11 protein-coding genes and 2 pseudogenes are annotated in these 13,016 nt (G+C 69.7%); 6 read left to right on the top strand and 7 right to left on the bottom strand.

Translation table 11 applies throughout. The annotated features are described in order from the left end of the window. Positions 1-21: 21 nt before the first annotated feature. The 5 genes from ACIBO1_RS29785 to ACIBO1_RS29765 all read left to right on the top strand — a co-directional run bounded on the left by ACIBO1_RS29785 (position 22) and on the right by ACIBO1_RS29765 (position 4,237). Positions 22-1,668, top strand: coding sequence for an MFS transporter (locus tag ACIBO1_RS29785; protein ID WP_396752259.1), 1,647 nt, complete (start codon positions 22-24; stop codon positions 1,666-1,668). Next, the gene (locus tag ACIBO1_RS29780; protein WP_396752257.1) at positions 1,658-2,668 is read left to right on the top strand and encodes an NAD-dependent epimerase/dehydratase family protein; all 1,011 of its coding nucleotides are present in this window, start codon (positions 1,658-1,660) and stop codon (positions 2,666-2,668) included. The genes ACIBO1_RS29785 and ACIBO1_RS29780 overlap by 11 nt, the downstream gene beginning before the upstream one ends. Positions 2,669-2,708: 40 nt before the next feature. After that, the gene (locus tag ACIBO1_RS29775) at positions 2,709-3,266 is read left to right on the top strand and encodes an NADPH-dependent FMN reductase (RefSeq protein WP_396752255.1); all 558 of its coding nucleotides are present in this window, start codon (positions 2,709-2,711) and stop codon (positions 3,264-3,266) included. 5 nt (positions 3,267-3,271) lie between these two features. Next, entirely contained in the window at positions 3,272-3,877 is a 606-nt protein-coding gene (locus ACIBO1_RS29770) for a dTDP-4-dehydrorhamnose 3,5-epimerase family protein (RefSeq protein ID WP_396752252.1), read from the top strand. Between the two features lie 114 nt (positions 3,878-3,991). Next, positions 3,992-4,237, top strand: coding sequence for a DUF5988 family protein (locus tag ACIBO1_RS29765; protein WP_396752250.1), 246 nt, complete (start codon positions 3,992-3,994; stop codon positions 4,235-4,237). 51 nt (positions 4,238-4,288) lie between these two features. On the opposite strand, the gene rfbB is transcribed toward ACIBO1_RS29765, so the two are convergent. Further along, the gene (rfbB, locus tag ACIBO1_RS29760; RefSeq protein WP_396752248.1) at positions 4,289-5,272 is read right to left on the bottom strand and encodes a dTDP-glucose 4,6-dehydratase; all 984 of its coding nucleotides are present in this window, start codon (positions 5,270-5,272) and stop codon (positions 4,289-4,291) included. Between the two features lies 1 nt (position 5,273). Continuing rightward, positions 5,274-6,170 (bottom strand): glucose-1-phosphate thymidylyltransferase RfbA, encoded by an 897-nt coding sequence (rfbA, locus tag ACIBO1_RS29755; RefSeq protein ID WP_396752245.1) that lies wholly within the window; start codon positions 6,168-6,170, stop codon positions 5,274-5,276. Positions 6,171-6,430: 260 nt separating this feature from the next. Between rfbA and ACIBO1_RS29750 the strand changes: the two are divergent. Further along, positions 6,431-6,580, top strand: a pseudogene (locus ACIBO1_RS29750) (transposase); the annotation flags it as partial. Between the two features lie 47 nt (positions 6,581-6,627). Here the strand turns inward: ACIBO1_RS29750 and ACIBO1_RS29745 are convergent. From ACIBO1_RS29745 to ACIBO1_RS29725, 5 genes and pseudogenes are all read right to left on the bottom strand, one after another. After that, positions 6,628-7,317 (bottom strand): annotated as a pseudogene (locus tag ACIBO1_RS29745) (CoA transferase); the annotation flags it as partial. Continuing rightward, positions 7,314-8,873 carry an AMP-binding protein gene (locus ACIBO1_RS29740; protein ID WP_396752242.1) on the bottom strand — a complete coding sequence of 520 codons (1,560 nt, stop codon included), beginning with the start codon at positions 8,871-8,873 and terminating at the stop codon, positions 7,314-7,316. The gene ACIBO1_RS29740 and the pseudogene ACIBO1_RS29745, both read right to left, overlap by 4 nt. Positions 8,874-9,010: 137 nt before the next feature. Then, complete coding sequence (locus tag ACIBO1_RS29735) at positions 9,011-9,922, bottom strand: sugar phosphate isomerase/epimerase family protein (RefSeq protein ID WP_396752240.1); 912 nt, start codon at positions 9,920-9,922, stop codon at positions 9,011-9,013. A gap of 148 nt (positions 9,923-10,070) precedes the next feature. Beyond that, on the bottom strand, positions 10,071-11,267 hold the full coding sequence (locus ACIBO1_RS29730) for a DUF2786 domain-containing protein (RefSeq protein ID WP_396752237.1): 1,197 nt from the start codon (positions 11,265-11,267) through the stop codon (positions 10,071-10,073). Positions 11,268-11,419: 152 nt separating this feature from the next. Continuing rightward, positions 11,420-12,685, bottom strand: coding sequence for a ricin-type beta-trefoil lectin domain protein (locus ACIBO1_RS29725; RefSeq protein ID WP_396752234.1), 1,266 nt, complete (start codon positions 12,683-12,685; stop codon positions 11,420-11,422). Positions 12,686-13,016 lie beyond the last annotated feature (331 nt).

The following is a 13,016-nucleotide window of genomic DNA, read 5'->3' as shown; positions in this document are numbered from 1 at the left end:
GTCGAACGGGCGTTTCTGCAGTTGAAAGCCGAACGGGAAGGCTTTTCTTCAACGGAACCTTCTCGAACGGACCTTTCTGGTATCGTCCGTTCGACCGGTGCCGCCACGCGCGCACGACAGGAAGGAACCACAATGGTCGACGCCGCTCCGCAGCCCGCCAGGTCTCGCTGGCTCGCCTTCGGGGTCCTCTGCTCGGTGCAGCTGATGGTCATCATCGACACGAGCATCGTCAACGTGGCGCTCAAGTCCATCCAGGAGGACCTCGGCTTCAGCCAGGCCGACCTGGCCTGGGTGGTGAACGCCTACACGATCTCCTTCGGTGGCCTGCTGCTGCTCTCCGGGCGGCTCGGCGACGTGTTCGGTCGCAAACGGGTCTTCATGACCGGCTTGATCGTCTTCACCGTCGCCTCGATGCTCTGCGGCGTCGCCAACAGCCAGGAGATGCTGATCGCCGCCCGGTTCCTGCAGGGTGGCGGGGCAGCCATGGCCGCCGCGGTGGTCATGGGCATCGTCATCACCATCTTCCGAGAAGACCGGGAGCGGGGCCAGGCGATCGCGGCATTCAGCTTCGTCGCCGCTGCAGGCGGGTCCATCGGCGTGCTGGCCGGCGGCATCCTCACCGAGGGGATCAGCTGGCACTGGGTCTTCTTCATCAATGCGCCGATCGGCGTGCTCGCCGTCGCGCTCGCCGTCCCTCTGATCATCAGCGACCGGGGGCTCGGTGTGAAGGCCGGAGCCGACCTGCTCGGTGCGTTTCTGGTGACCGCCGGGCTGATGCTCGGCGTCTACACGATCGTCAAGGTCGGAGAGTACGGCTGGGGCTCCAGCCACACCCTCGGCCTCGGTGCCCTCTCGGTGGCGCTGCTCGCCGGTTTCGTGATCCGCCAGACGCGGGCCGCCAATCCGCTCGTGCCGCTCTCGCTCTTCCGCAGCCGCATCGTCTCCGGTGCCAACCTCGTGCAGGTCACGATGACGATCGGTCTGTTCGGCTTCAACTTCCTCGGCGCGCTGTATCTCCAGCGTGTGCTGGGTTACACCCCTGTCGGCGCCAGTTTCGCCTTCCTGCCGATCGCGGTGGTGCTGGCGGTCGTCTCGCTCGGCCTGTCCGCCCGGCTCAACGTGCGATTCGGCCCGCGCAACGTCCTGCTGGCCGGCTTGACGCTGATCGCCGCCGCCCTGTTGCTGGCCGCCCGTGCTCCGGCGAACGCGGAGTACCTGGTGGACGTGCTGCCGATGGCGGTGTTCCTGGGAGCCGGTGCCGGTCTCGCGATGCCCGCCGTGATGACGCTCGCCATGTCGACCGCCACGCCGCAGACCGCAGGCGTCGCATCCGGGCTGGCCAGCACCTCTGGCATGGCGGGCGGCACCATCGGGCTCGCGGTGCTGGCCACCGTGGCCGACGTGCGGGCCCGCAACCTGGTCGGCGAGGGCGCGGACCCGATCGGCGCGCTCAACGACGGCTTCCACCTCGCCTTCGCGACCTCGGCGGTGGTGTTGGTGATCGGCATCGTGCTCGCACTGGTGATGCTGCGCTCCGCGCCCGCCCCGCAGGGTCCGCCCGGGCCCCCGCCCGGCGAAACGGCCGATGCCCACGGCGTCGACGAGACGCCGTCGCAGACCGCCGAGGCCACCAGCGGTGGACGCCGGGAGGTCTCCCATGGAGACTGACCGGTGGGCCGGCAAGACGGTGCTCGTCACCGGCGGGATGGGCTTCATCGGGTCGCACTTCGTGGAGGAACTGCTGGCCCGCGAGGCCCGCGTGATCAGCGTGCACCGCCGTGAGGTGCCCAGCGGCCTGGACCCCCGCCCCAGGCTCCGGACGCTCCGTCTGGACCTGCTCGACTACGCCGAACTGCGCGCCGCCTGTCGGTACGTGGCCCCGAGGCTGGATGCGATCGTCCACTGCGCCGCGCTCGACGGCAACACCGAGTTCAAGCTCCGGCACTCCGCCCAGATCCTCGACGCGAATCTGCGCATCGGTTCCAACGTGCTCAACTGCGCCCGCGAGTACGACGTGCCGGACGTGGTGCTGATGGGCTCGGCGGAGGTCTACGCGGGCACGTCCGAGACCCCCCGCCGCGAGGACGACGACTACCGCCGGGACATGCGATACACGGCCAACGGGTACCTGTTGTCCAAGACGTTCCTAGAGATCCTGGCGGAGCTGCACCGGGAGCAGTTCGGCATGCGTATCTTCGTGCCACGCCCCACCAACGTCTACGGCCCGCGTGACTGGCCGGTGCCCGGCTCCGGGCGAGTGATTCCGACGATGCTGCGGCGGATCCGCTCCGGTGGGCCGGTGGAGATCTGGGGCGACGGTTCCCAGAGTCGTACCTTCGTCCACGTCCACGACCTGGTCCGAGCCACCCTGCGGATGGTGGAGAGCCGGCGCCACTCGACCATGAACATCGGCACCGATGAGCCCGTCTCGGTCCTCGCCCTGGCACAACTGCTGTTCCGCCTCACCGGCCGGCCGGAGCTGATCCAACGAAATCCCGACAAGCCGACGGGCGCGCCCAACCGCGTGCTGGACCTGAGCCGGATGAAGGAGACCATCGGCTTCTCGCCGCGGCCCCTCCTGCTGGGCCTTCGGGAGACGGTCGCCTGGTTGGACGACCACGAGCGGGCCATGTCCGGCGACACCGCTGCGCGTACCGCCGCGGCCTAGATGTAGGCCCGCGAGTCAATCCCGAGAGAGGACCGACGAAGTGATCAAGGTGGGCATCATCATCGGCAGCACGCGGCCACGCCGCAACGGCGAGGCCGTGGCGCGCTGGGTGCACGATGTGGCGGCCAAGCGGAGCGATGCCGAGTTCCAGCTCATCGACCTACTGGACTACAAGCTTCCGCACCTGGACGAGGTCATGCCGGCCTCTCTGGGCCAGTACAGCCAGGAGCACACCAGGGCGTGGGCCAACGCGGTCGCCGGGTTCGACGCGTTCGTCTTCGTGACGCCCGAGTACAACCACTCGACCTCCGGGGCTCTGAAGAACGCGATCGACTTCCTGTACGCCGAGTGGAACAACAAGGCAGCGGGCTTCGTCAGCTACGGCAGCGCCGGAGGCACCCGGGCGGTGGAGCACCTGCGGTTGGTGGTCGCCGAACTGCAGATGGCCGACGTGCAGGCGCAGGTAGGTCTCTCGCTGTTCACGGACTTCGAGCACTTCAGCGTCTTCAAGCCCGGCCCTCACCAGGAGGAGGCGCTCCACACGATGCTCAACCAGTTGGTCGCCTGGGGTTCCGCGCTGGCATCCCTGCGCGAGTAGCCGCCGTGGAGATCGAACCCCTGGCCGTAGAGGGTGCCTGGCTCATCAGGCCGACGCAGTGGCCGGACGACCGCGGCGCACTACTTGAATGGTACCGCCCGGATCTGCTGGCCCGCCGGATCGGACATGAACCGGTGATCGCCCAGGCCAACCTGGTCGTCTCCCGCGCCGGGGTGATCCGCGGCATCCACTTCGCCGACGTCCCACCCGGCCAGGCCAAGTACGTCACCTGCGTGTCCGGATCCGTGCTGGACGTGGTGGTGGACGTACGCGTCGGCTCGCCCACCTTCGGGCAGCACGTGGCGGTGCCGCTCGACGATGTCGGGCGGCACGCCGTCTACCTGGCCGAAGGGCTCGGACACGCGGTCTGCGCACTCTCCCCGGACGCCACCGTCACCTATCTCTGCTCCACCGGGTACCGGCCGGGCGCCGACCACACCGTCCACCCGCTCGATCCCGACATCGGTGTGCGGTGGCCGGCCGGGGAGCTTGTGCTCTCCGATCGCGACGCGGCCGCGCCGTCACTCGCCGAGGCCGCCGAAAAGGGCCTGCTGCCGAGCTGGGAAGCATGCCGGGAATGGTCTCGCTCAATGGCCTCAACCTCCTCCTGAAAGCGTAAGAACGGGGTCGTATAGGGGAACGACTAGGGTCCCGGCGGCGCTTCCTCTCGCTAGCATTATCACGGGTGCCGATCGGTGCCTTGACTGTGGCGAGAGGTGCTGGCAATGGACCATTCCTCTGCGGCTTACGGCAACGACGTCGTAACAGATCCGGAGAATGAGATCGAGGTCGTGCTGGAGGGCGGCCCGACGAATTTTCCGCTCCAGCTTCGCAGGCGCAGGATTCTCCCTGGCCTCGACAAGATCAAGATTCATTACAATGGAGGCTACGAACACTTCGAGCGGACGGATCCGGGTACGGAGAAGACGATCGTCTACCGATGGGTGACCCGGACCCGCATCGCCGAGTGACAACCGTACGAACGACAGGGCCGGGTCGAGTCGACCCGGCCCTGCGCCGGTTCAGGCTTGCGCGGCTGTCCGCTTCAGCGGTGCCCACCAGTCCCGTGACTGCTCGTACCAGCGGATGGTCGCGGCCAGCCCCTCCGCGAAGGGGACTCTCGGGCGGTAGCCGAGCTCCGTCGCCGCCTTGCCGCAGTCGACCGAGTAGCGCAGGTCGTGCCCCTGGCGGTCCTGGACGTGCCGGATCATCGAGCAGTCCCGACCGAGCGCGTCGAGCAACGTGCGGGCCAGGGTCAGATTGTCCAACTCCGTGCCGCCGCCGATGTTGTAGATCTCGCCCGCACGGCCGCGTTCGGCGACCAGCGCCACCCCTCGGCAGTGGTCGTCGACGTGCAGCCAGTCCCGTATGTTGCGTCCGTCGCCGTAGAGCGGCACGGGGAGACCGTCCAGGAGGTTCGTCACGAACAGCGGGATGACCTTCTCCGGAAACTGATACGGCCCGTAGTTGTTCGACGCCCGTGTCACGCACGTGTCCAGTCCGTACGTCCGGTGGTAGGCGTGCACCAGCAGGTCCGACGAGGCCTTCGAAGCCGAGTACGGTGAGTTGGGCGACAGCGGCTCCGCCTCGTCCCAGGAGCCCTGCGCGATCGATCCGTACACCTCGTCGGTGGAGACGTGGACGAAGCGGCGGACACCCTCCCGCACCGCCGCCTCCAGCAACACCTGGGTGCCGAGCACGTTGGTCCGTACGAACACGCCGGCTCCCGCGACGGAACGGTCCACGTGCGACTCGGCCGCGAAGTGGACGACCACGTCCGTCCCGGTCATCGCAGCGCGGACCGTCTCGGGGTCGGCGATGTCACCCTGCACGAAGGTGAGGTCCGGGTGGTCGATCACCGGGGCCAGGTTGGCCATGTTCCCGGCGTAGGTGACCGCATCCAGCACCCGGACCGGGCCGGCGAGCGCCGGGTACTCGCCGGTGAGCAGGCGACGGACGAAGTTGCTGCCGATGAAGCCGGCACCGCCGGTGACGAGAGTACGCACGTCAACGCACCTCCGCGTGCGGGCCACCGCCGTGTTCGGCGGCCACGCCCATCACGTACCTGCCATAGGGCGCGTTGGACAGCGCCAGGCCCATCCGGTAGCAGGACTCGGCGTCGATGAAGCCCATCCGCAGGGCGATCTCTTCGAGGCAGGCGATCCTGACTCCCTGGCGCTGCTGAAGGGTCTGTAGGTACTGCGAGGCCTGCATCAGCGCGTCCGGGGTCCCGGTGTCCAGCCAGGCGAAGCCCCGCCCCAGGTCGACCAGCTCGGCGGTGCCGCGCGCGATGTAGGCGCGGTTGACGTCCGTGATCTCGGTCTCGCCGCGTGCCGAGGGGCGCAGGCTCCGGGCGATCTCCACCACGTCCGAGTCATAGAAGTACAGGCCGGTGACGGCGCGGTTGCTCGGCGGCGCCACCGGCTTCTCCTCGATCGAGACCAGACGGCCGGCATCGTCGGTCAGGCCCACGCCGTATCGTCCCGGATCGTCCACCGGGTAGCCGAACAGCACGCATCCGCGGAGCGCCTCGATGCTGCGGCGCAGCAGCTCCGAGAAGCCGTGTCCGTGGAAGATGTTGTCACCGAGGACCAACGCGGTGGTGTCGCCGGCGATGTGATCGGCCCCGATGAGGAAGGCCTCCGGTATGCCCTTGGGCTCCGACTGCGTCGCGTATTTCAGGTTGAGTCCCAGCTGCGAACCGTCACTCAACAGCCGCTGAAAGAGGGGCAGGTCCGCCGGGGTGGTGATGAGGAGTATGTCTCGCACGTCGGCGAGCATGAGAACCGAGAGCGGATAATAGATCATCGGCTTGTCGTAGACCGGCAGCAATTGTTTCGAGACGCTCGTCGTCGCTGGTCTCAGGCGAGAACCCGTCCCGCCCGCGAGAATGATTCCCTTCACGGCTGGACCGTATCCGACGGCAGGTTTTCGTAACCAGTCCACGGATCAGGGTTAGGGGGTCGGGGCGGAGGTTGAGTGTCAGATAAGGGGTTGCCGGAACGTCCGCCCGCGGTCCGGGCGTGCGGACGCCCACAGCACTGCACGTGCTCGCCGAGAATGGGTCACGAGCCTGACCGGATCGCTCAGAGCGTGTTTGAGAAGGTCTGTTGGGGACGGCGTGGTGGTGTGACTTCTGCTGGTGGGGCGGGCAGAGTGGCGCGGTGTCTGCTCGCCGTGGCTACCCTTCCGACCTGACTGATGCTCAGTGGTCGTTGGTCGAGCCGTTGTTGCCGGAGCCGAACACGGACGGCCGCAGGGAGAAGCACCCGCGACGGGAGATCGTGAACGCGATCTTGTACGTCGTGCGGTCCATCCACGTCAACAGGTCGTTCCACATCCGGTCCGGACCCGAGTAGCCGCCGGCGACGAAGCCGTCCGCGGTGGGGAAGACCCGATGTGCCACATGGCCGTAGACGCCACCGGTGCGGCCCGGAACGGTGCCGGCGTGGATCCAGGCGATGGCCCCGGTCTCCAGTGTGGCGGCGACGGCCTCCTGCACCGACACCTCGGCCAGCTGACCGCGCCCCGTCCGGCGGCGGGTGATGACGGCGAGAAGTGCCGCGACGGCGGCGTGGGTGCCGGCGAGTTGGGTGGCCTGACCCCGTGGCGGCGGCGTGGGCGGCTCCCCCGGGCGGCCGCCCAGCCAGGTCATGCCGCCTGAGGCGGCGGCGACGCTCTCGTCGGTGAGCCAGCCGCAGCGCGGCCCGGTGAGTCCGAAGGGCGTCACCACGACGTGGACGACCCGGCCCCACCCCTCCGGATCACGCCGGCGCAGATCGAGGGTGCGCAGCTCACCGACGGGGCCCGACTCGAGCACCACGTCGACCTCGACCAGCAGGCTGCCCACCACCCGGTCGAACTCGACCTCGGGCACGGTGAGGAGCCGGGTGCCGGCGTACCAGTGCAGCGCCTCCTGCGGGCTGGCGGGCGCGGCGGTGTCCGTGCGGACCCGGATGACGTCGGCGCCCAGCCCGACCAGCAGCCGGACCGCGTTCGCGGCGAGACCGTCGGTGAGGTCGAGGACGCGGAGCAGCGGTGCAGGGGTCATGACATCTCCGTGGTCTCAGGAGCAGCCGAATCGGCGTCCCACACGCCGTGGGGAACACCGCGTCGGCGCAGTGCGGCACGGTCGAGCTTGTGGGTGCCGGTGTACGGCAGGGCGGCCTCGAACGTGAGGTAGCGGGGACGCAGCGCGCGGGGCAACGACGCCCGACAGTGCGACCACAGCTCCTCGGCGGTGACCCGGCTGCCGTCGCGGGGTACCACCACCGCGAGCACCTCGTCCTCGGTGAGTTCGGACGGCACGGCGACGGCTGCGGCGCCGGCGACGGCCGGATGGGCGAGCAGCACGTCCTCGACGTGCTGCGGGTCGATGTTGACGCCCCGACGCCGGATCACGTCCCCGAGTCGCCCCTCGACCCGCAACCAGCCGTCTACCAACCGACCACGGTCGCGGGTACGGAACCACGGACCGGCCCACGCCCTCCGCGTCGCCTCGGCGTCACCGACGTACCGGAGGAACCCGTGCTCCGGTCGGCGGGGCCGGACCAGGATCTCGCCCGCCGTGCCGTCGGCGACCTCACGACCGGACTCGTCGACGATCCGGACCTGATGGTCGGGAAGGATCCGCCCGGCTGCCCCCGGCCGGAGGTCGTCGACCGGGGTGGCGGCCACGTCACCGAGTTCCGTGCAGGCGTAGGCCTGCCGTAGGACGACACCGAAGCGCTGCCGGAACTCGCGCACGAGCCGGGCCGGTGCCGGTCCGCCGTACGCCTTCGTGAGCAGGTGGTCCCGATCCCTGCTGGTCGGCGGCTGCGCGAGGAGCATCATGCACACCGCGCCCATGAAGTTGAAGGCGGTCACCTGTTCGCGTCGGACCAGGTCGAGGAAACCGGAGGCGGAGAAACGCGGCGCCATCACCACCCGGGCGCCACTGATGATCGCGGGCAGCAGACTGGCGTGCCGGGCGTTGACGTGCTGCCACGGGAAGAAGCTCAGCAGCACGTCGTCAGGCCCGTACTTCATCGCCCGGGCCACCCGGCGCGCCTGCCCGGCCGGGGCGCCGACCGGAAGCAGGGCGGCCTTCGCCCGGCCGGTGGTGCCCGAGGTGGCCATGATCAGCGCCGGCGCCGTGGGTGACAACTCGGCGGGACTCAGGGAGTGCGCCTCCGGATCATCCGCCGGCAGGGTTCGGTGCTCTCCGTCGAGCAGGTGCAGTGGACGTCCGACGCGCCGGGCCAGCTGTGCCGGGAGAGGGCCCTGCGCCCGGTGGGCCGACGCGACCACCACGCGGGCGGCGGTGGTGGCCACCAGATGGTGCGCCCAGTCCTCGGGCAGGTCGTGACCGAGCGGCAGCTCGACGGCGCCGAGGGCGGACACCGCTGCGGTCAGCGCCACCGCGTCCGGGCCGGCGTCGACGCAGGTGACGACGACATCACCTCGGCCGACGGTGTCGGACAGAGCGACGGCCCACACCGCAGCCCGGTACCTCAGCTGCCCAGCGGTCCAGACCTCGTGTCCCGGCACCCGCAGGACCTCGTCCTCGGGCAGACGACGGGCCCGGTCCCACACGGCTTGGGCGAAGGTGGTCGGCTCACCCCTCATGTCGGGCCCCGACGATGCCCCGACAGCCTCGCCTTGCTGGTGCGTTGCCGTTCATGGCACCACCATCGCCGTCCCGACTGCGGTTTCACGAGCGCGCCGTTCTGTTCACCGGAACCGCGAGGCGAGAACCGCAGTGGTCAATCGATCGTGCCGCCGAAGACTCCGCGCGCCCAGGTCGCCGAGGCGACGGCACTCTGGTACGGATCAGGGAGGTCGGGTGAATCGACCTCGACCATCAACCACCCGTCGAATTCCGAGCCGAGACAGTCGAGAAACTCGGTCAACGGCAGCTCACCACGCCCGGGCTCGACCCAGAGGCCGGCCCGTACCGTCGCCCGGTAGTCCCGGTCGGCAGCACGGCTCTCCGCCGCGACACCGAGCCGGCAGTCCTTCAGGTGCACGAGCGGGATCCGACCGGCGTAATCCCTGATCATGCTCGCGACGTCGGCGCCGGCCCAGGCGAGGTGACCGGTGTCGGGCAGGAAGCCCAACCGACCGGAGGCGACGGCGTCGAGGACCGCCCGCGCTTCGCTCTCGGTCTCGATCCAGGTGCCGACATGCGGGTGCAGCGCGGGTCGCACACCCTCCGCGATCATCACGTCGGCGATCCGATCGACGAGGTCGGTGAGCGCGGCGAGCCGCTGCGGCGACCCATCCTGTCCCTGCGCGGGACGCCTGAGCCGGGACGGACTCACACCCATGCTCAGACCCAGACCGATGTCGGTGAGCCCCAGCCCGGCGTGTACCCGGGCAGTCTGCGCCGCCAGGTCCAGCACCGCCTGCTCGTGGCCGTCCCCGCCGTCCGAGCGACAGACGAGGTAGCCGGGCGCGGGGACAAGCCCAAGATCGTCCAACAGCTCGCGATACTGTGGCACGGTCCACCCCGCCGGCACGTCCGTCATGACGCTGTCGAAACCCGCCCCTTTCACCAACGACAACAGCTCCGGCTTCTCCGGAGCCCTGGCCGGATCGAGCCAACCGTCGTCGGTGGCCATCCACTGGATCGGGTTCAGCGAGATGCGGGCCCTGGGGAGTTGGCGATCAGGCATGAGGTCCCTCCGGTCGAAGGACCGCATCGTAGGTAGCCGCGAGACCCCTCACCCAGCCATGTGGTCCAGTAGGCGAACCGGCGTCGGGTGCGTCGTGGTGACCGGCCGGGCGTGACGTGCGAGGACTGCGGCCGGCGATACCGCCGTGTCACAGCCGGGCACGGTCAGCGGCCTGGCGGCCGGACTCCCAGCCGTCGCGGCTGTCCACCCGGATGGCCCGGGACCGGACCGTGTCCGGGAAGACCCGCCGCATGGTCTCGCGGATCTGCTCGTCCCGCGCGGCGAGCACCGGCAGCAGGTCGGCCGCGTCGCTCGCACCGTTCCCGTCCCGCCGATCGGTGGCCTGCGCCAACGCGACCTGCGCCGCGGCGGTCAGCCGTTCGTCGATCCGGTCGGCGAAGGCCACCAGGAAGGACTGACGGTACGCCTTCAGCCGGCTCCGACCGGCCTTACCGCCCGGCGGTTCGGTCCGGGCCATCGCCTGGTGCGCCTGCACCAGCAGCGAGGTGTAGAGCAGGTCCACCGCGTCGATGTCGGTGTCGAACCCGAAGACGGTGCTGAACGCCAGCTCCGGTGACCAGACCGTGTGGCAGCGGTTCGCCTTGGCGACGGCGGCGAGCAGGGACGCCTTCTCCCCGTCGTGTGGGTGGTCCACACCGATCCGGCGCGCGTACGGCACCACCCGAGCCGTCTCACCGCTACGCGCTGCCAGCAGCGCCTCGTCCAGACTGTGCCGGGTGACCAGTTCCTGCGCCTTGGCGGTGTACGTCTGCGCCTCGGCCGGGAACGTCGTCGACTCCGCCTTGGCGAGCAGGGCGCGTACCCGGTCCAGCAGCCGGGCGTCGGTCCGTGACGACCCCGACCGGCCGACCGGCGCGGCGGCGGACCCGGGCGGTGGGAGGAGCACCTCGATCGGCGGGAGCGCGGCCAGGATGGCGAGCAGGCCCAACACCAGGTCGAGTACGGCCACCCGGTCGATCCGCCAGCGGGCCACGAGCGCGTCGACGTACGCGGCGTCGTCCGCCCACCAGACCTGCGCCCCGAGCGTGTCCGCCTGCGCCAGCCACCGCCCGTCGACCGTGGCGCGGGAAAACTGTCGCAGGTACGCGGCGACCGCGTCGGTCACCAGTTCGGCCTGGCGCGGCAGGCCCCGTCGCGCGACCACCCGGTGCAGCTCGGTCGGCTGCCACCCGCCCCGCCACAGCCGCGCGAACGCCTCGTCCCGCGCCGCCACCAGCGCCGGGTCGACGTCGACCGACGGTGTGACGGTCAGCGCGTCCAGTCCCGCCTCGTAGTCGACCGACCCGGCGAGAACCGCCCTGATCCGTTCCCGCACCGATGTCACCAGCCCAAGCCTACGGAGCCCGGGTCGTTGATGTGCAGCGGTGGGCGGGCCCGACATGACGTCGAGCCCGCCCGGTTCATCAGGCACACCTCGCAGGTGTCAGACCTGGCTGCGCAGCTGGGAGACCTGCGTACCGGCCAGGTCGGTCACGATCATCTGGCTGCGAGACGGAATTGCTGGTTGGTTTGTCCGTGGCAGTCGTAGAGCTGGATCTGTGCGCCGTTGGTGGTGTTCCAGGCGTCGAGGCAGCGGCCGGATTGGACGCCGCTGATGGTGCCGTTGGTGTTGATGTTCCATTGTTGGTTGGTCTGGGTGTGGCAGGCGTAGATCTGGACGGCGGCGCTGTTGCCGGTGCCAGCGGCGTCGAGGCACATGTCGCCGTAGACGCGGAGTTGTTTGGTGGAGCTGTTGTAGGTCCAGGTCTGGTTCGTCTGCCGGTTGCAGTCGTAGAGCTGGACGCGGGTGCCGTTGGTGCGTGACGAGTTGGGGACGTCGACACACCGGCCGGACTGCGTACCGATGATCTCGCTGGCGGAGCCGGGCGGCGGCGTGGTCGGCGGCGGCGTGGTCGGCCCGGGCGTGGTGGGGGTCGGCGTCGGCGTACCGGTCGGCGGCGGCAGCAACGGGCACGTGCTGCGGTAGGTGACGACGCCGCTGTTGTCCACCAGCGGGCAGAGGAACTGGGTGTACCGGGCGTCGTTGTCGACGAACGTCTTCAGGAACGGCAGCATGGTCCGGATCAGCACCGGGTTCGACCGGCCGACCATGAAGCCGTGGTCACCACCGGCGACCTCCAGGTAGACGCTCTCCGTCGTGGTCGGGATGCTGTTGTACAGGCCGAGGGCGTAGGACGGGGTCACCACCGTGTCCGCCTGCCCAGAGATGATCATCGTGGGCACCCGGTCGTTGGCCAGGTTCGACGACGGCGAGTACGGCGTGATGCCGGCCACCGCCTTCAACGACGGGCGTCGCATGGCGGCGCTCAGCGCCCCGCCGCCGCCCATCGAGTGGCCCGCGACGGCCAACCGGTTCGGGTCGACCCGGGTGCGCACCGTGCTCTGCTGCGTCAGGTAGTCCAACGCGGCGAGCAACTGGGTGCCCCGAGCCGTGTCGAAGTCGTTGCGGCTGTTGGTCTCGATGCCGATCACCACGAAACCGTGCGAGGCCAGCCACGGTCCCATCCACGCCAGTTCGGCGGAGAACAGAGCGGTGTATCCCGGCGAGATCGCGATGGCCCCGAAGGTGCCCTGACTGGTGTCGGTCGGGTAGTAGATCCGACCGCCGTTGAAGCCGTTCCCGCTGGGGACGCTGACCGACGTGTTGGCGAAGGGGCCGTTCTCGGCCGCGACGCTGTTCCGGGTGGGGTCCGGGCCCCGCTGGTACGGGTTGTCGGCGGCCGACGCCGACCCGGTCGCCATCGTGATGGTGAGCAAGCCGACGGCGGCGGCGAGTCCGGCGGTGGCGAGAGTGAACAGTCGTCCTCGAACGCGGGGGGACGCTCGGTGAGCGTCAGTGATCCCCGAGGGCAGGGGAGGGGGCGCATGTCCTCGCACTGTCGATACCTCCTGGTGGTGGGGGTTGGTGTGGGATGGGCGGGTCCGGTATGCACCGGACCCGCCCGCGCCGGCTGTGCCCTAGCCGGACCTGCACGCGGTCAGCGTTGCAGGGTGAGCAGTCCGGGGCGGTAGGGCAGGAGGCCGTAGTCGCCGCCGGAGTTGGGTGAACGGCCCTGGTACAGGAACTGGAGGT

It is taken from the genome of Micromonospora sp. NPDC049903 (assembly GCF_044460945.1).
Classification (GTDB): Bacteria; Actinomycetota; Actinomycetes; order Mycobacteriales; family Micromonosporaceae; genus Micromonospora.
The sequence above is the reverse complement of the archived record's forward strand: the minus strand, read 5'-3'. Positions and strand labels throughout refer to the sequence as shown.